General features: G+C 59.8%; 15 protein-coding genes. 8 read left to right on the top strand and 7 right to left on the bottom strand.

Translation table 11 applies throughout. The features are described from left to right. Positions 1 to 4: 4 nt before the first annotated feature. Both speB and NH234_RS16230 read right to left on the bottom strand, forming a co-directional pair. A complete protein-coding gene (speB, locus tag NH234_RS16225) occupies positions 5 to 964 on the bottom strand; it encodes an agmatinase (protein WP_367253374.1) in 960 nt (319 codons plus the stop codon). A 29-nt stretch (positions 965 to 993) separates the two neighbouring features. After that, the gene (locus NH234_RS16230) at positions 994 to 2,085 is read right to left on the bottom strand and encodes a polyamine ABC transporter substrate-binding protein (protein ID WP_367253375.1); all 1,092 of its coding nucleotides are present in this window, start codon (positions 2,083 to 2,085) and stop codon (positions 994 to 996) included. Positions 2,086 to 2,184: 99 nt separating this feature from the next. Here NH234_RS16230 and NH234_RS16235 point away from each other — a divergent pair, with 99 nt between their 5' ends. The 4 genes from NH234_RS16235 to NH234_RS16250 all read left to right on the top strand — a co-directional run bounded on the left by NH234_RS16235 (position 2,185) and on the right by NH234_RS16250 (position 5,801). Beyond that, positions 2,185 to 3,084: a LysR family transcriptional regulator gene (locus NH234_RS16235; RefSeq protein ID WP_367253376.1), complete on the top strand. Its 900-nt coding sequence runs from the start codon at positions 2,185 to 2,187 to the stop codon at positions 3,082 to 3,084. 99 nt (positions 3,085 to 3,183) lie between these two features. Beyond that, on the top strand, positions 3,184 to 4,650 hold the full coding sequence (locus NH234_RS16240) for a nucleobase:cation symporter-2 family protein (RefSeq protein ID WP_085731102.1): 1,467 nt from the start codon (positions 3,184 to 3,186) through the stop codon (positions 4,648 to 4,650). Between the two features lie 70 nt (positions 4,651 to 4,720). Continuing rightward, positions 4,721 to 5,194, top strand: a complete 474-nt coding sequence (locus NH234_RS16245) for an LEA type 2 family protein (RefSeq protein ID WP_248741487.1) — start codon at positions 4,721 to 4,723, stop codon at positions 5,192 to 5,194. A 52-nt stretch (positions 5,195 to 5,246) separates the two neighbouring features. Continuing rightward, a complete protein-coding gene (locus tag NH234_RS16250; RefSeq protein ID WP_367253377.1) occupies positions 5,247 to 5,801 on the top strand; it encodes a GNAT family N-acetyltransferase in 555 nt (184 codons plus the stop codon). On the opposite strand, the gene NH234_RS16255 is transcribed toward NH234_RS16250, so the two are convergent. Then, on the bottom strand, positions 5,791 to 6,714 hold the full coding sequence (locus tag NH234_RS16255; protein WP_367253378.1) for a carbon-nitrogen hydrolase family protein: 924 nt from the start codon (positions 6,712 to 6,714) through the stop codon (positions 5,791 to 5,793). The two genes, NH234_RS16250 and NH234_RS16255, sit on opposite strands and share 11 nt — an antisense overlap. Before the next feature lie 84 nt (positions 6,715 to 6,798). Between NH234_RS16255 and NH234_RS16260 the strand changes: the two genes are divergently transcribed. Next, positions 6,799 to 7,713, top strand: coding sequence for a LysR family transcriptional regulator (locus NH234_RS16260; protein ID WP_085731106.1), 915 nt, complete (start codon positions 6,799 to 6,801; stop codon positions 7,711 to 7,713). On the opposite strand, the gene NH234_RS16265 is transcribed toward NH234_RS16260, so the two are convergent. Beyond that, the gene (locus tag NH234_RS16265) at positions 7,714 to 7,968 is read right to left on the bottom strand and encodes a hypothetical protein (RefSeq protein ID WP_007957535.1); all 255 of its coding nucleotides are present in this window, start codon (positions 7,966 to 7,968) and stop codon (positions 7,714 to 7,716) included. It abuts the gene before it with no gap. Between the two features lie 153 nt (positions 7,969 to 8,121). Here NH234_RS16265 and NH234_RS16270 point away from each other — a divergent pair, with 153 nt between their 5' ends. After that, positions 8,122 to 8,439, top strand: coding sequence for a YqjD family protein (locus NH234_RS16270; protein ID WP_085731107.1), 318 nt, complete (start codon positions 8,122 to 8,124; stop codon positions 8,437 to 8,439). A 52-nt stretch (positions 8,440 to 8,491) separates the two neighbouring features. Here NH234_RS16270 and NH234_RS16275 read toward each other — a convergent pair whose 3' ends face one another. Further along, positions 8,492 to 9,523, bottom strand: coding sequence for an Ldh family oxidoreductase (locus tag NH234_RS16275; protein ID WP_367253379.1), 1,032 nt, complete (start codon positions 9,521 to 9,523; stop codon positions 8,492 to 8,494). 211 nt (positions 9,524 to 9,734) lie between these two features. Between NH234_RS16275 and NH234_RS16280 the strand changes: the two genes are divergently transcribed. Next, positions 9,735 to 14,516 carry a DUF6543 domain-containing protein gene (locus NH234_RS16280; RefSeq protein ID WP_367253380.1) on the top strand — a complete coding sequence of 1,594 codons (4,782 nt, stop codon included), beginning with the start codon at positions 9,735 to 9,737 and terminating at the stop codon, positions 14,514 to 14,516. A 64-nt stretch (positions 14,517 to 14,580) separates the two neighbouring features. Here the strand turns inward: NH234_RS16280 and NH234_RS16285 are convergent, their stop codons facing one another. Next, complete coding sequence (locus tag NH234_RS16285) at positions 14,581 to 14,850, bottom strand: PepSY domain-containing protein (RefSeq protein ID WP_367253381.1); 270 nt, start codon at positions 14,848 to 14,850, stop codon at positions 14,581 to 14,583. 154 nt (positions 14,851 to 15,004) lie between these two features. Here NH234_RS16285 and NH234_RS16290 point away from each other — a divergent pair, with 154 nt between their 5' ends. After that, positions 15,005 to 16,009, top strand: coding sequence for a FecR family protein (locus NH234_RS16290; RefSeq protein WP_085731111.1), 1,005 nt, complete (start codon positions 15,005 to 15,007; stop codon positions 16,007 to 16,009). A 63-nt stretch (positions 16,010 to 16,072) separates the two neighbouring features. On the opposite strand, the gene NH234_RS16295 is transcribed toward NH234_RS16290, so the two are convergent. Beyond that, positions 16,073 to 18,415, bottom strand: a complete 2,343-nt coding sequence (locus tag NH234_RS16295) for an acylase (protein ID WP_367253382.1) — start codon at positions 18,413 to 18,415, stop codon at positions 16,073 to 16,075. Positions 18,416 to 18,696: the final 281 nt, after the last annotated feature.

Genomic DNA, 18,696 nt, shown 5'->3' on the forward strand with positions numbered 1-18,696 from the left:
AGTCTCAAACGTCGACTTTGTGCCGGGCCGCGTACAGACACAGCATCTCCATCGCCAGGGTCGCCGCCGCCAGCGACGTGACGTCTGCATGGTCATAGGCCGGGGCCACTTCCACCACGTCCATGCCCACCAGATTGATCCCGCGCAATCCGCCGAGAATCTCCAGCGCCTGCACCGTACTCAACCCGCCGCAGACCGGCGTGCCAGTGCCCGGTGCGAAAGCCGGATCGAGACAGTCGATGTCGAACGTCAGGTACACCGGGTTGTCCCCGACCCGCGCACGAATGGCCTCGACAATCGCCTCGCAGCCACGACGATGCACCTGCCGCGCGTCCAGCACCTGAAAGCCCTGATGATCGTCGTTGGTGGTGCGCAAACCGATCTGCACCGAACGCGCCGGATCCACCAGCCCTTCCCGCGCCGCGTGCCAGAACATGGTGCCGTGGTCGACCCGTTTGCCGCCCTCGTCCGGCCAGGTGTCGCTGTGGGCGTCGAAGTGGATCAGCGACAGTGTGCCGTGCTTGCGTGCATGAGCCTTGAGCAGCGGGTAGCTGATGAAGTGGTCGCCGCCAAACGTCAGCATGGCGCTGCCGGAACCCAGAATGTGCTCGGCGTGGGCTTCGATGCTCTCTGGAATCGTGTGCGGCGAGCCGTAATCGAAGTCGCAATCGCCGTAATCGATCACCGCCAGATGATCGAACGGGTCGAAAGCCCAGGGCCAGTGACGCTCCCAGGCAATCCCGGTGGACGCCGCTCGAATCCCGCGCGGCCCGAAACGTGCGCCCGGACGGTTGCTGGTGGCGGTGTCGAACGGCACGCCGCTGACGGCCACGTCGACACCGCGCAAATCTCGGCTGTAGCGGCGGCGCATGAAACTGGTGATCCCGGCGTAGGTGCTTTCGGCAGCGGTACCGTAGAGGCTGTCACGGGTCAGGGCCTGATCATTCTGCATTGGCACGTCCATCGATGTGCTCCTTTGGTTTTTATCCAGCGTTATTGATGGCTACGGAAGGTGGTCCACAAGCGCGTGCGCTGACGCATGTCCTTGAGGCTCATGCTGCGGTCGGCGTACAAGCGCTCGCGCACCTCGGGTTTCGGGTAAATGTCCGGGTCGTTGCGCACCGCTTCGTCCACCAGCGGCGTCGCAGCCTGGTTGGCGGTAGCGAAGAACAGTGTGTTGGTCAGCGCCGCCACGGATTCAGGGCGCAACATGAACTCGATGAAGGCCCGCGCAGCTTCCGGGTGCGGCGCGTCCTTGGGGATGGCGAGGTTGTCCTGCCACACCAGCGTGCCCTCTTTCGGAATCCGGTAGGCGACTTCGAACGGCTTGTTGGCCTTGCGCGCCTGATCGGCGGCCATGCTCGCGTCACCGTTGTAGGTCAGCGCCAGGCACACGCTGCCGTTGGCCAGATCGTTGATCTGCCGGCCGGTGGCGACGTACAGCACATAGGGCTGCAACTTCTGCAACAAAGGTTCGGCGGCGGCCAGATCACTCTTGTCAGTGCTGTAGGGATCCTTGCCGAGGTAGTGCAGCGCCAGGCCGATCACTTCCTGCGGCGAATCGAGAATGGCGATCCCGCAATCCTTGAGCTTGCTGGCGTATTCGGGCTTGAACAGCAGATCGAGGCTGTTGAGCGGCACATCCGGCAGCCGCTGCTTGACCGCTTCGACGTTCATGCCCAGGCCGAGCGTGCCCCAGGTGTACGGCACACCGTAGCGATTGCCGGGATCGACGGCCGCCAGTTTTTCCAGCAGGTCCGGATCGAGATTGGCATAGCCCTTGAGCCCGTCGTGAGGAATTTCCTTCAACGCGCCGGCGGCCAACCCGCGGGCCAGCACGCTGGACGACGGCACCACCACGTCGTAGCCGCTGCCGCCGGTAAGCAACTTGGTCTCCAGCACCTCGGAGGTATCGAAGGTGTCGTAGCGCACATGAATGCCGGTTTCCTTTTCGAAGCGCTGCAGGGTTTCCGGCGCCACGTAATCGGCCCAGCTGTAAAGGTTGAGCGTCTTGTCCTCGGCCTGGGCGGCGATGGAGACAGAGAGCAACAGCGCGGGTAAACACAGCTTGAACAAGGGAGCCATGACGAACACCTGACCAGAGGAAGTGGTTGCAGGATGCGCCGTCGGATACATTGGAAAAATATCAAGTTTGTTAACCTGACTTTATGCCGGAGTAATGTGATGCTCGGTCAGCTCCACGATGTCGATTTGCAGCTCCTGCGCCTGTTTCTCGGGGTGGTCGAGTCCAACGGGTTCAGTGCCGCCCAGGGCGAACTGGGACTGAGCCAGTCGAGCATCAGCCAGCAAATGGCCAAGCTTGAAACCCGTCTCGGCTATCGAGTGTGCAACCGTGGCAAGGGTGGTTTCAGCCTCACTCCCAAAGGCGAACAACTACTGATTGCTGCGCGCAGCCTGTTCGATTCGATCGAAGCCTTCCGCCATCAATCCAACGGCGTCGCCGGACGCCTGATCGGCGAAGTTCGCCTGGGCCTCTCGGAAGCGGTCGATCAATCGGTGCTGCAACGGGTGGCCAAGGCGATCCGACGCTTTCGCGAACGGGACGAATCGGTGCGCATCGAGCTGATCAGCGCCATGCCCGGCGAAATGGAGCGCCTGTTGCTGCAACAACGGCTGGACCTTGCCATCGGTTACTTCTCCCAGGTGCAGAGCGCCTTTGATTACCGCGAACTGTTCAGCGAAACCCAGCATCTGTATTGCGCGCCCGGCCATCCGCTGTTTACCGACGATTCCCCCGATGACTCAGCGTTGCTGGCGTGTGACCGGGTCGATCACCCGTATCGGTTCCTGCGCAGTGACGAGCCGTTTCAGGGCAAGGTCTGCTCGGCGCGCTCGGAGCAAGTCGAGGGTACCCTCGCCTTCATTCTGTCCGGCAAACACGTCGGCTATCTGCCCAACCATTACGCCCGCCAATGGCAGGACAAAGGCTTGCTGCGCCCGGTGCGCGAAGGTGAGTTGAGCTTTGAAGTGGCGTTCCATCTGGCCCGCCATCGGGCGCAGGTGCCGGGGGATGCGCAGAAGGCATTTGAAGAAGATCTGCTGTCAGCCTTTGGTCGAACCTGACCTTTTGGGCAGTTTTAATGCGTTGCCCTCGCTCCCCGCTTGCGGCATCCTGCGCACCCATTTTCCGACCCGGCCCCGCATTGCGGCACGCAAACCACCATGACCGTCTCTGAAAAAGCCCCGCGCAACAACGATTTGATCTACGGCCTCAACGACCGTCCGCACTTCACCGCGACGGTGTTTGCCGCGCTGCAACACGTGTTGGCAAGCTTCGTCGGCATCATCACTCCGACCCTGATCATGGGCGGCGCCCTCGGTCTGCAAAGCGAAATTCCGTACCTGATCAGCATGGCGCTGTTCGTTTCCGGCCTCGGCACCTTCGTTCAAGCCAAGCGCTTCGGCCCGGTCGGTTCGGGTCTGCTGTGCCTGCAAGGCACGAGTTTTTCCTTTATCAGCGTGATCCTCAGCGCAGGCTTCATGGTCAAGGCCCGGGGCGGCGGCACCGATGAGATCCTCTCGACGATTTTCGGCGTGTGCTTCTTTGCAGCGTTCATCGAGGTGGTGCTGAGCCAATTCATCGGCAAGTTGCGCATGCTGATCACCCCAGTGGTGACCGGCACCATCATCACGTTGATGGGGCTGTCGCTGATCAAAGTGGCGATGACCGACATTGCCGGCGGTTTCGGTGCGGCGGATCTGGGCGCGGCCAGCCATGTGTTCCTCGCGGCGCTGGTGCTGGGCACCATCGTGGTGTTGAACCGGGTCGACGTGCCGTTCCTGCGTCTGGGCGCGATCGTCATCGGCCTGACCCTCGGCTACGTGGTGGCGTGGCTGATGGGCACCGTGGACTTCGCCAACCTGCCCGAAGTGCCGGTGGTCAGTGTGCCGGTGCCGTTCAAGTACGGCTTCAACTTCGACTGGGTGGCGTTCGTGCCGGTGGCGGTGATTTTCCTGGTGTCACCGCTGGAAGCCGCTGGTGACCTGACCGCCAACTCGATGATTTCCCGGCAACCGGTCAAAGGCCCGCTGTATATCCGCCGGATCAAGTCCGGGTTGCTGGCCGACGGCCTCAACTCGGCGATGGCTGCGGTGTTCAACAGCATGCCGATGGTGACGTTCGCCCAGAACAACGGAGTGATTCAGCTCACCGGCGTCGCCAGCCGCTACGTGGCGTTCTTCATTGCCGGCCTGCTGGTGTTGCTGGGGCTGTTCCCGATGATCGGCGCGGTGCTGCAATTGATGCCGAAACCGGTGCTCGGCGGCGCAGAGCTGGTGATGTTCGGCACCGTGGCGGTGGCCGGAATCAAGATCCTCGCCGAAGCCGGCCTGCATCGGCGCAACATGCTGATCGTGGCGATTTCCGTCGGCATGGGCCTGGGCATCGCCGCCGTGCCGGAAGTGCTGCGCGAACTGCCGCAGGCGCTGCGCAATATTTTCGAGTCGCCGATCACTGTCGGTGCGCTGTGTGCGATCGTGCTGAACATCTTCCTCCCGGAAGAGTTCATCGAACTGGAAGAGGATGACTTCGACCCGGAAGCCTCTATCCTTCAGGTCATGGAAAACCCGGACGTGCCGGCCAAAGGTGAACCTGCCTCCCCGGCCGCTGTCGCACAGTTGAACCGTTGATCCTGTCCGCTCAATGAAAAAAGGGCTGATACCGGCAACGGTTCAGCCCTTTTTCAATGAGAGAGCATCAATGCGTCGTATCCAAGCCGTCATCCTGTCCCTGCTTCTGCTCTCCCTCAGCGCTTGTGCGCTATTTCCCAACCGCGACCCGGTGAACATCAACGTGGTCGGCGTCGAACCGCTGCCGAGCCAGGACCTGGAAGTACGCTTCGCCATCAAGCTGCGGGTGCAGAACCCCAACGAAACCGCCATCGACTACAACGGCATTGCGCTGGATCTTGACGTGAACGGGCATTCGTTCGCGTCCGGTGTCAGCGATCAAAGCGGTTCCATTCCACGTTTCTCCGAAGCCATCGTCAGCGTCCCGGTGAGCATTTCGGCATTCTCGGTGTTGCGCCAGACCCTGGGCCTGAGCCAGACACAATCCCTCGACAACCTGCCCTACGTGCTGCGCGGCAAACTGGCGGGCGGTGTGTTTGGCACCATGCGTTTTGTCGACAGCGGCAAACTCAGCCTGCCACGAGCCAGTGCCGCAACCTGGTGAAGATGCGGTAGCCTGCAGCGCTCACTGGCAGAAAAATGGAAGTCGCAGGTTTATGGAAGACACGCCCATGCTGTGCACCGAACGGCTGATTCTGCGCCCGCTGGAACTGGCGGACGCCGAGGCCATCCAGCAGCAATTTCCTCATTGGGAAGTGGTGCGTTACCTGAACGCTTTGGTGCCCTGGCCTTATCCGGACGATGGCGCCCTCACCTACCTGCGTGACATTGCGCTGCCGGCGATTGCGGCGGGCAAAGAGTGGCACTGGACGATTCGTCTCAAGTCGGCCCCGGCGCAATTGATCGGCAACATCAGCCTGATGGACGAACCGGACAACCATCGCGGGTTCTGGCTCACCCCGGCCTGGCAGGGTCAGGGCCTGATGACCGAAGCCAGCGAAGCCGTGACCCGCTATTGGTTCGAAACCCTCGATCAGCCGCTGATGCGCGTGCCGAAAGCCGCGCCGAACCTTGGCTCGCGCAAGCTTTCGGAGCGCACCGGCATGCGCTTGATCCGCACCGACGAGGATGACTTCGTCAGCGGCCGCTTCCCACGGGAAATCTGGGAAATCACCCGCGAGGTGTGGCAACAACAGCGCCTCAAGCGGTGAAGCGCACACCAGGTTTGGCGCGCTCGTCCACGCTCAATTCGAACACATCCGGTCGTGCATAGTGGCCGACCACGTCGTAGTCGTAGCGGGCCCGCACCAGTTCATCGGTGTCGATCTCGGCGGTGAGCAGCCCGGCCTCGCCCCGAAGCGGCCCGGCCAGCACATCGCCCATCGGACCAACGATCACACTGCCACCGGCGATCAGCGGCCGATCCCCCGGCCAGTTGGCGATCTCCACGCCCAACTCATTCGGCGAGGCCTGCACCTGACAGGCGCTGACCACAAAGCAGCGCCCTTCATGGGCGATATGGCGCATGCTGACCTGCCACATCTCGCGCTCGTCCACGGTCGGCGCACACCAGACCTCGATGCCCTTGGCGTACATCGCCGTGCGCAGCAGCGGCATCATGTTCTCCCAGCAGATCACTGCGCCGAGTTTGCCGACCTGAGTGTCCAGCACCGGCAACGTCGAACCGTCACCCTTGCCCCAGATCAGCCGCTCGGTGCCAGTGGGCATCAACTTGCGGTGCTTGGCCACGAGGCCTGCCTGCGGGTCGAAATACAGCGCGGTGCAATGCAAGGTGCTGCCGGCCCGTTCGATCACGCCGATCACAAGGTTGGCCCCGGTGCGCGCCGACAGCCCGGCCAGCGCTTCGGTTTCCGCGCCCGGCACATCGATGGCGTTGGCGAAATAACGGGCGAAGGCTTCGCGGCCTTGCGGCAAGCGATAACCCAGCTGGGTGCCGAAGCCCTCGCCTTTCGGGTAACCGCCAAGCAACGCTTCGGGCATCACCACCAGCGCGGCGCCGGATTCGATGATCGCGCTTTCCCAGCTCAGGATCTGTTCCAGGGTTTCAGCCTTGCCACCGGGCAAGGCGCCGATCTGCAGGGCGGCAACGATTGATTTGGGCATGGCGGTCACTCCGTGATGTTCAGGTGTTGCTCATTCTCCAGCGCCACGGGATCATGAATAAAGCCTGAGCCACTGCTGAATGATATGAGCCAAATGAATATCGCCACCGTCGACCTGAACCTGCTGAAAGTCTTTGAAGCGCTGCATGAAGAGTCCAGTGCCAGTCGTGCGGCATTGCGTCTGGGCGTGACGCAATCAGCGGTCAGCGCCGCGTTGCGCCGATTGCGCGAGGTGTATGGCGATCAATTGTTCGTGCGCACTGGTAGAGGGTTGGCGCCCACGCTTAAAGCCAACCAGCTGAAACCAGTGGTCAGCGATGCGCTGAACAAGTGCCGGCAGAGCCTGGCGATGGTCGACCCGGCGGCCAATCAGTACGACGGGCGCTCGGTCAGCGTCGGGCTGTCGGATGATTTCGAGATTGCTTATGGGCGCCGCCTGATCGAAGAGATCGGCCGCCGCGCGCCGAAGCTGCGTCTGATCTTCCGCCAGACTCACAGCCAGATCGTCGCCCGCGCCTTGATGGAGCGCAGCATCGACCTGGCGATCACCGCCGGCGGATTCGCAGAACGGCTGCTCAGCCGTCAGGTATTGGGTGAAGGGGGTTACGCGTGTCTGGTGGACCCGACGAGCCTTGCGCCCGGCCAGCAGCAGATCGGTCTGGAAGAGTTTGTCGCCCGGGAGCACATTCTGGTGTCGTCGGGTGGTTTTATCGGGATCACCGATGAGGGGCTGGCGGCACTCGGCTTGAGTCGTCGGGTCTGCGCCTCGACCACGCATTTCGCGGCGTTGCCGCACCTGCTCAAGGGCAGTACCGCTGTGGCGACCATCCCGACCCACGCGGCGCAGGCCATTGCGTCACTGAGCGGGCTGGCCCTTCTGCCCTGCCCGCTGGCCTTGCCGCGTTATCCGGTCGAACTGGGCTGGCGCACCAATACCCAGATCGATCCGGTGGTGCTGAAGGTTCGCGAAGCGATTGTCGCCAGCTTCAAGACCGAATGATTACTTGTTGGCCGCCATCAGGCGATTGACTTCACTGCGGACCATGTTGGCGAACTCCGGCGGCGACATGCCGTCCAGTTCGGCACGCACGAACTCGGCCCATTTGCCTTTGCGCTTGGAGCGTTCGCCGAACAACCGCGCGGCTTCGCCCTTGGCTTTGCCCAGATTGTTCTGCCAGAGTTCGAACAGTCGTGATTTTTCATCTTCCAGCGCGGCGCGCTCTGCGAGGGATTTGTCGGCAAGATTGAAACTCATCGGGAATTACCTGCTGCATGAAATGGCGACATCTTACACGCTGCACGGAAACCTCTGACGCTGGTTTTTGATCCTGATGGAAAATCGCTGCAACTTTTCAAGTCGCTCCACACTCCATTGTTCACTGTCCATTCACCAGCAAGGAGTCAACCAATGGCCCGTAAAACCGCCGTGCAAGCCGCCGAAGACCAAATCAAGGATCAAGCGTTCAGCGAACTTCAGGCGCTGATCGAAGAGTCAGACAAACTATTGAAAAGCAGTGCCTCACTGGTCGGCGAGGAAGCGGAAACCCTGCGCGGGCAAATCGCCCTGAAGTTGCAGCAGGCACTGGACTCGGTGTCCAGCGTGCGCGATCGCACCAAACCGGCAGTCGATGCCACCGAAAGCTACATTGGCGGTCACCCGTGGCAGACCGTGGCGATCTCCGCCGGTTTTGGTCTGGTGGTGGGGTTGTTGCTCGGTCGGCGTTAAGCACGTGCAAAAAAGGCGAGCCGACGGCTCGCCTTTTTCATGTCTGTGAAAATCACTGTCCGGCCAATTCTCGCAACTGCGCCAGGGTCTGTTCGTCCAGCGTGATGCCTTCGACCGAAGACTTGGCCCGCTGCAAATGCCGACGATCTCCCGGCAGACGCTTGAGTCCGACACTGTGCATCTGCCGCACCAGCTCCTGACTGCGTTCGGCAAAACCCTGTCCGGCAGATTTGCTCGGGTCGATGACGATCAGCAACTGACCGGTCCAGGGAGTTTTCGCGCCTGGATGGTTCTTCCAGTCAAACTCAAACGAAAAATTGCCGCCCGTCAGAGCGGCCGCCAGCAGCTCGACCATCATCGACAGCGCGGAGCCCTTGTGCCCGCCAAACGGCAGTAATGCACCGCCTTCAAGAATCGCCTTCGGATCGCAGGTCGGCTGACCGAGGCTGTCCACGCCCATGCCCGGCGGCAGTTTCTCACCCTTGCGCGCAGCTATCTGCACATCGCCATGGGCGATGGCACTGGTCGCCAGGTCGAACACGATGGGCGCACCGTCGGACCTTGGCGCGGCAAACGCGATCGGGTTGGTGCCGAACAGTGGCCGATCGGCACCGTGAGGTACCACGCAGGTCATGCTGTTGACCACACTAAATGCCACCAGTCCCTCTTCGGCGAAGGGTTCTACGTCCGGCCACAAGGCTGCGAAGTGATGGGAATTGCGGATCGCCAACACCGCAATACCGGCGCTGCGTGCCTTTTCTACCAGCAACGCACGCGCCGCTGCGAGCGCCGGCTGGGCAAACCCATTACCTGCATCGACCCTTACAAACCCTGAGGCGACGTCTTCGACCTGCGGTACAGCGTGGCCGTTTACCCATCCGCTTTTGAGCGTCGAGACATAACCGGGAATCCGGAACACCCCGTGACTGTGAGCGCCATCGCGTTCGGCACCGGCGCAGTTGGCGGCCAGTATACGGGCGACATCGGGCGAAGTGCCGTGGCGCTGAAAAATCGTTTCCAGAAGTCGTGTCAGGTCATCGAGGGACAGCGTGGACGAAAGAGCATGATCGTGTGGCGCAGACATCTGAAGCTCCAGAATAATTATTGGAGGGAACAACAGCGTACAAACAACTTGCGAGCCGATTAATCACGCCAGACCCGCCGTGTGTCAACCCTGCCTTGCCATGCATGCATACGCCTGTCTTTAACGTGCGGTATCTATGCGAGACCCGCCGACCCACCGCCCTTCCTAATCTCGAATCTTCTCCAATAACCTTTTGAGTCGAGATCCTCTGATGCCCACGTCCTCTACACCCCTGCTATTCCCCGAAGTGTTCGATACGCCCGGTTTGTGGCCCGTACTGGGTAAAAGCCATGGCCTGACGGAAAGGGATTTTCGATGGCTAGCCCATGCAAAACTGACCTTGGCCACCTTGCGCAAGGAGCAGATACCTTCGATGACGGCCGAGCGTATCCTGCTCAACGTCGCCGGACTGCCGGCTATGCCCCTGCCCGGCAGTTTCATCCTCGGCACCACCTCCGACGAGGATGGGCTGATCCTCTATACCCCGTATCACGGCCTGAAAAAGCATGAGAGTCGCGCCTCATTGAAAGCCGAGCTCGAGGACCGTCTCAACGACGAGGGAGAACAGGAGGATCTGCTGGCGTTTCTCGCATTGCCCCAGCGCAAGTCATTACTGGAGGGTGGAAGGATTTCGTTGTCGCTCGCATTCATCGAAGGCGACATATTCGACGAACTGGGCGAGGCGATCGCACGCACGAACTTCTTCAACGCACGGCTTCTGCATGAAGAACTCAGGCGATTGCCAACCCTTGGCGAAATGCTCCAGACCATTGTGAATGACCTTCTCAAAACGCATTTCGGAACGCTGCAGCAGGGCCGAACACGCGTTGCCATCTACACGTCGACCGACAGCGCCGAGTCTGCGGGCGAAGTCGACGGGGACTGGGTCGGGTCCATGACCTTGACTGAAGCCGTTTTGCACCACTATCGCTATCAATGCTGGCCCGGCGGCCAATTACAAAAATATTCCAATCCCGACAGAACCCCCGAAGCCGGCGACCAGGAGCGCTGGGCAACCGCAGTCACGACGGCCTCAAGCAAACTGAAAACCTTGTTGTTTCAACAACTGGAGCTCTATTGGCAAGGCCCCTCGGCCGAGGGCCCGACACGCCGCACACTTTTCAGTCAGGTGATGAAGGAGCAAGCACGTGCCGAGCTGATGCTCAAACGCGAAGCCGCCATCATTGATGCGAAGCAATTCGAAACACTGCATCAGTTGATACGGCCGGCCACCACTGCCGTGCGCCTTCCCGTCTATGAGTGCGTGCGGCTGTGGGAGCACCCGGCCAACTATGTGGAATTGGCGGGTTCTCTGATGATCAGCGAGACCCGAGCTTTTCTTTACACCCCGGCTCAAGGTCTTCAGGTGCTGGAGAACGACGAAGATCTCAAACTCACTTTGCGCAGCAAATTCCTGGCGCGCGGGCATGAAGATGAACTGTACGCACTGCTGAGCCTGGAGGAGCGCAGCCGGTTTCTCGGGTTCAATGAGCCCCAGGTATCGGGAGACCGCATTGCTGGCGAGATCTTCGTCAGCCTGTTCGAAGCAATCATTACCAAACAGCGACAGAACATCGAATATGCCTTGCAGGTGTTCCGTCACAGTGATGGTGCGGTAAATCTGTCGGTGCTGTTCGACAAGGCCCTGGATATCCGCTCGATGGTTCATTCCCGGTTGGCGAATCTTGATGTCGAAGGACGCTGGAGTACCCGTCCGGTGATTACCGGCAACCAGAGCCCTTCGATGGTGCTGGCCGACAAGGCCAGCGCTGCAATCAAGACTTTTGCTGCAATCCAGGCGCCTCTGGTCGATGCCCTCGCCTCACAACCCCTGACGACCCCGGCCTTGCAGCGAACGTACCTGGAAGCATTGAAGCCAAACCTCGCCCATGCCTGGCTGGTCGGCGTGAACGCTGAAGCAAAACTGCGCGTAATGAACCGGTCGATGGATCACTCGCAACAGGCAATCGTCAACACCGTACTCGACGCCGACCGCTCGACCCGCAGTACACGTGCGCCTCTCAACGGATTTCGCCCCGACGCCTATACCCTCAGCGTGGAGTGCCCCGGACAGACCACACTGTTGCCGCTGGCCCATTGCATACTCATGACCGAACGCGGTGGCATCGATCCTCGACATTCCGGGCGCGCCATCTTGTGGACGCCCGCCTCAGGCCTAGAGGTGTTCGATAACGTCACCGTCGCCAGACGAGAGCTGACAGCGCGGCTGGGTGACAAAAACCGGCGCCTCGCGCTGCTGGAAAACCTTGGCCCCGGCCAATACCAGTTTCATCAGCGCTATGAGCCGGGCCCGCTCAGGCTGATCCAGGGCAACGTTCTGCATCATCTGATGCAATCGGGTATCGAGCACTTCCTGAACCGCTGCGAGCAGGTTCGTTCGCGAATCGAAGACCCGATCGCCCGGCAAAAGAGCCTTTGCGCCGTGGATCCCTCCCCGCTTTTCAGCCAGTTGCGATTGGCGACCGAACACGCGCAGGCCATTCGCCAACAGCAAGCGCTACCCGCCTGGCTGCGCAAGGCGCCACTCAGCGAGCAGCAGTTGCAGATCGAACTGCTGGAGCAGTGGCGCCATAGTGTCGGCGACGCAGCAGATTACCTCAGTGGCGTGCCCTCGCTCGCCGGTTATGTCGCACAAACACTGAAATCGCTGATCTCAAGCCGATACCCAGACAACCCTCTCGACCCTCATGAGATCGAAATCACGCCGAATCTGACACTGGCAGGCAATGCTTGCAGCCTGGTGGACTTCGCAATGAACCATATCAACATTGCCCAGGATACCGGGTTCAGGGTCACGTCCAGATCGGTTGCCGCACTGCCCGATGGATTGGGCCAAAAGCTTGTCACCCAACTTCTGACGTCGCTGGATATGCCGGTGTACATTCAAAAAGTGATCGATGCCCTCACCCGCCGCCCGGTAACGGCCCCCTCACCCAAAGAGTTGTTTGTGCGCCAGGTTCCCTGGCAATTGCTGCAACATGCTCACGCGATGAAACTGCAACAGCACCTCAGCGAAACGGCTTTCGGTTACATTCGACAGATTCTCGACATGCCGGACGCCATTGCCCGTGCCGCGACCCGAGGCGCACACGCAATGGTCTGTCCTCTATCGCTGATCAAGACCGTCGGGACTGCCGCGGTGAGTGCGCTCGGCCTTTACGTCATGGGTCCAGGCCCTGGCAACAAAGGGCCACGGGTACTCTACTCGCCCTACTCAACTCAGGTTTTCCACGAGTTCGAGGACAACAAGGAGTTGATTTCGGCGCTCAATACCCCGGGAACTCTGCAGGAACTGCTGATTCGGCGTTTGCCACAAGATCAACAGGCACTGTTTCGCAATTTGCTGCTGAGCACCGTCGGCGAAACGAGCGAATTGACCCTCGAGACGCGAGCTATCAACAGCAACTTTCTCGAGTACATGTTTACCGACAACCTCGAGTTGCTGAAGCAATTGCTCAATGCCAGAACGCAAATCGACGGGCAGTCGGATTGGGAGACTGCCAAACATCTGTTCAGTCCACATTTCGAGCCGGTAACCGGGCTGTTTCAGGGAAAGGCCGGCTTCTTGCCTTTTCTCTGGCAGGCCTACGAAGACTTCAAGGACTCAGCTGAAACGCTACAAAACCATCACTGGACCCGCGCTCTGAAATCCTTTATCGAAGGCGCCGCACAGATGGTCGAAACAGCACTGCTACCTGAATTGGCCGTCGAGACCCGCGTGGAGGAAGAAGTGGCGCAGGACACACTGATTGCCCCTGCACTGGAAGATATCGACCTGACGTCACCCCGACGTACCACTTTGCAGACGTTTGAGGGAGCGAACGTATCGCTCTCGGAACTTGAATACAGTTCCGTGAGCGCTACTTACACGCAGCCATCGACTAACCGGTGCTATGCAGCCATTGCCGGTAAGGTCTACACGGTTGCCCAAAAGGAGCACGGGTGGAGGCTGCAACGAGATGAGACCCTTGGCCCGGCGCTATTGAAGAAGGACTCCACGCTGACATTGGCTCCGAGCCAGATCGTCCATTACGGCATGACCCAGTCGAGGATGAATACGCGCCCTACTTTCTCACGCATACGCCAGACGATGATCAATATCGAAGCCCAGGGCATGAACGACATTCGCCGCAAGTACCCTGAACGCGCTCGCGTGCTGGTACACGCAATCGATCTCGCCCGTTTTTACGCGTTCAACTGCCTGCACAACCTTGCGTTGATCAACGGTGGTGCTGCACGAGGACGTGTTCATCTGTTCCTGGAAGACTTCTTTGACGTGAGTTCGATTACTGCCGACATTCTGAAAAAGATCGGAAAAACGATCATCCCGCTCTGCAATGCGCTGGTGGATGCGGATGATGACCTGATGCATACAGACCGTTTTGTGGTAGGTGCCAATCGCTTTTATGGCGATGTAATCGCGTTCGTGCTGAACGGCGACAATGAACGCAAAGTGCACTTCACCGAACACTTCTTCGATCAAAAACTGAGCGGATTCGAATCTTGTATGTCCCGACCGTTCGACATCAACGGCCACGCGCAGGCATCAACAATCATTCACGAATTCGCCCATCAATTCAGCAAAGCACTGGATATCGCAACGGTTCGTGCGCGGGAGCCTTTTTCGGACCTGGTATCCATTGACACGCCTCAGGGCGCACTTTTGCACGATGAGCTCGAAAGTGACCAGCGCAAGGCCCTTTCGCTTCAAACACCTTACGCCCAGTTGTTTTCAACGTGGAGTGCAACCAAAGGAAGGTGGCTGAGTTTTGAGCTCGATCCCGAAAGGGCATTGGTGTCCGACGAAATCATGAAAGCCACAGGCACCGGAAATCTGCACGAAGCGCGTAATGCCTTTCGTGACCGGATTTCTCCCGAGACCCGCATTGATGTCATTTTGCTAAACGCCGACTCTATCGCGCGCCTGATCTGTGAAATCGGGCGACAGCTGGATCCCGTGCCGACTGTTTGAAACCGCAATGCGCAGGTTTCGACCTGCGCATTGCCTGAATAATCAGCCGGACTGCCTGAAACACTCAGTCTTTCTGATCACGCAGCACATTGCCCGATGCCCCATCGATGCGGAATTCATAGACGACACCATCGGCCTTGCGCCCTTCCCCCTTCCAATAGCCGTTGTTATCGGCCTCGATTTCATACACCTCGACGTAACCTGCCTTGGTCTTGACGATTTCAATGGCCTTTTCGATCGTGATCCAGCCGGCGCCCGGCCGGTCAGCCATTGCAGCGCCAGCGCTGAGCAGGCCAACAGTGGCAATCAGGGCAGCACAGGTTTTCTTGATCATTTTTTCACTCCATTTGTGGATAGTGTTCAGCGCACGGTGTGCTTTTTAGGGCGCCGGCGTGAAAAATAAGTTCCACTTTGATGGGCAATTGCCATGACGGATGTTCTCGGCGCCTCGCCCTCAAGGTTAGAATGCAGTAAATCAGGACGAGTCAATGACCCAGCCCCCCCTTTCGGAAGCCGAATACGATGCAATCACCGATGCCGCCGCGCACTGGTGCATGCGTCTGCACGCCGTCGACTGCACCCCCCAAGAGCGCCTGGCGTTCGAACAATGGCGCGATGCTCATCCGCTTCACGCATTCGAATATGAGGCCATGCTGGAGATCTGGGACGTTGCCGAGCATTTGCCACGCCCCGAACCTGCCGCCGTAGCGCCAATAATCCGCCCACCCGTCAAATCATGGCGCCAGTACGCCGTAGCTGCTTCTGTCTGCGCGCTGGCATTGCCACTGGCGGCCTGGACCGGATGGAATCTGGGCTGGTTGCCCAACAGCTATCAGCATTTCGCTGCCACCGACAACGTGCACCATGTCACCCTGGGCGACGGCAGTCAGGTCGAACTGAACCTCAACACTGAGCTGACCTACAGCAACTACAAGGACGAGCGTCGCGTCACCCTGAAAAAGGGTGAAGCGTTCTTCGAAGTCACCCATGACGCGAGCCATCCGTTCGTTGTCAGGGCCGCCGAAGGCAAGATTCGCGTCACAGGCACTCGCTTCAATGTCTGGATGTACGAAGACCAGGTGAAAGTGAACCTGATCGAAGGTTCGGTACTGGTCACCAGCAATACCCGGCTGCCCGGAGACGGATTGCGTCTGGGACCTTCAATGCAAGCCCGCTACAAGCATGGCGATTACATCCCGCAAATCAGCCAGACCTACGCCAATGACACCTCTCTGGCCTGGCGCAGCGGCAAACTGGTGCTCGACAATCTGTCGTTGAACGAGGCCTTGCCGCAGATCAACCGATACCTGGACAAACCCCTGATGCTCGCCGACAACTCGACCGGCGCGATCCGGGTGGGTGGCATCTACAACATCAGGGAGCTGAACAGCTTCGCCAGCTCGCTGCCCAAAGTCCTGCCGGTATTTCTGACGCGCAACAAGGAAGGCAACCCGGTGATCAATCCGATGCCGCAACAACCGGCCAAAAACTGAAGGCCGTTCCCGTGAGGGAGCGGCCTTCGTCTGTTGCGATCATTGCGGTGCTACGACAACAGGTTAGTGCGCCGCTACTTTCCCCGCTTTTTCAAGATCATCACGCACGCTCTGAACCTGATACTGCGGATCGGCCTTGATCTGCTCCTCGGTGAACGGCATCACGCTCCACTGTTTCTTCGAGAAGGCTTCGGTCTGATCCCGGGAATACTTCGACGCTGGATCACTGGACAGCGAGAACGCGAGCAAACCCTGAGCATGCGGTCCTTTCTCGTCGAACGTCACGACTTGCAGATAGCTGGTGCCGCTGACCACTTCCAGTCTGCCGTCTTCACGCGGGACGCTCTGAATGGCGTTGTAAATACCCAACGTCCCCGGCCCGCCATGAATCGGCGTTTGTTGGCCACCGCTGCTGACCACCTGCACATCACCCCAACGGGTTTTGTCGGTCAGCCCCATTTTCGCGGCTGTCTCGGCCGACGCCAGCATGGCCTCACGCAAGGCCTTGGCGACCTCGGTTTTTTCAACGGCCAGCCCGCGTGGCGTGTACTGCGCATCCTTTGGATCGAAGGTCACACGCCAGACATCCGGAGATTCCTGCAAGGCTTGCATGATGTTCTGGAAATGCACCAGGCCCATTCCCGAATCCAGGTTCGCCCGACCGTCCCAGGCCTTGAGGCTGGAGCACACCGATTTCAAAGCGACCTCGGCGGCGGTTTGCGATGCACAGAATTTCAACAGATCCGGCAGCACCTGAGCGGCGAGAAACACCTGATCATCCATCACCATGTGCTGCAGATCCTGCACCGACACCGAACCTTTTTTGTTCAGGGTCGCCAGGCGATCCAGCGCAAAACGCGAGCGCAGCCCCAGTGGCTGGCCTTCCTGACTGATCAGCGGCGAGAAACCGGTCAGTGGTTGCGCCGGGTTGGCCAGCCACGCCGAATCGTTGGAGTGCTGGACGAAATCCTTGCGCAGCAATTGCGGCAACTGGTTCGACGCGTAGATGCCCTGCTGTGCCGCCTGCGGATCGATGTCCCACGCGCAGGCGCTGTTGGAACCGTCGAGGACAATCATTTGCAGGCCGACACGCGGGTCGCTGCACTTGGCCAGTTTGTCGGCGCTGACGTTCGGCACCACTGACAGGTTCATGTACAGCGTCTGGCCCTTGTCATCCACCGCCAGGGTGTTGACCCACGGAATGCCCTGGATCTTGTGCACCGAATCCTGCAGATCCTTGAGGTTGGCGGCGCGGTTCATCGCGTACCACTGCGTCAGCACACGATCATTGTCGAGGTTGGCATCGCGCAGGCTGTAGGCGTACTGATTGTCCCAGTCGAGCTTGCCCGGCCACTGCACGATCGGGCCGAACTGCGAACTATAGATATCACGCGACACCGGCGTCACCTGCCCGTCCGCCTGTTTGACCTGCACCGTTACCGTTTGCTTGTTCAACGGCAGCGACTTGCCATCGAGCAGGTAGCGGGTCGGGTTCTTCGGATCGAGTTGCAGGCGATACAAGGTGAAGTGCTTGGACGAGTCAACGGTGTGGGTCCAGGCCAGGTGTTGGTTGAAACCGATGTTGATCATCGGCAGGCCCGGCAGCGCCGCGCCCATCACATCCAGTTTGCCGGGAATGGTCAGGTGCATCTGATAGAAACGCATGCCACCCACCCACGGGAAGTGCGGGTTCGCCAGTAGCATTCCTCGGCCGTTGAAGGAACGCTCACTGCCCACGGCCACTGCGTTGCTGCCACGGTCCAGGGCGAAACGTTGCAGGCGCGTGGCGGCCAGGTCATAGGCACGAGAGTGGCTTGGGTTCTGCGCAGTGGCTTGTGGCGGTGTGGCGCCGGCCAGTGCCTCGGCGAACTGACCGACGCCGCCCTCGACCAGCAACCGACGCGTCAGCTTCACCAGGTCTTCGGCTGCAATATCACGCACCCATTCACCCTGGCACTGCTGCGGCAGCCCTTGCTGGCGACGCTCGGCCAGATACCGGTTGTAGCCGGCGGCATAACCCTCCACCAAATCACGCACTTCGACCGGCTGCGCCTGCCAGAAGGCATTCACCGCTTGCGGGGTATTGAGCCACTGGAAGAACACGTCACTGATGCGGTTCTCGCGCTCTTCGACGGTGAGTTGATCCGGCCCGAAGTAACGCGACCGCTCGCCATTGACCGTGACGATTTCGTTGGCCAGCAGGCACAGATTGTCCTGCGCATAGGCATAACCGATGCCGAATCCGAGGCCGCGTTCGTTTTCCGCGCGGATATGCGGCACGCCAAACCCCGTGCGACGGATGTCGGCCCCTGTCTGGGTCGAAGGACTGAACGCCTGCGCCGACAGACTCAGCCCGAGAAACATGCCGGCAAGGGTCAGTCCGGTTAACTGCCTGGAAATAATCACGCTCGCTCCTGATCGAAATGCCTGAGAGCGGAGCGCGCCGTGATCGAAAAGCCATGCGCAGCAGCTCCGCCCTGAAATCACCCACGCGTCCACGCGCAATGAGCCTGACCGGGAAACGAAACCGATGAAAAAAAATTTAGGGGATTACCAGACCGTTTAGAGCCCGGATCACGGAGAAAAGACGAATCAACGACAAATTTTCTACATATTTCGCTTCATGATTTGTCGGGCTGATACGTCTTGTTTAGAGAGAGCAAAAAACCTTTCCTGATCAGGCTCTG

This window comes from Pseudomonas sp. stari2, assembly GCF_040760005.1.
Lineage (GTDB): Bacteria > Pseudomonadota > Gammaproteobacteria > Pseudomonadales > Pseudomonadaceae > Aquipseudomonas.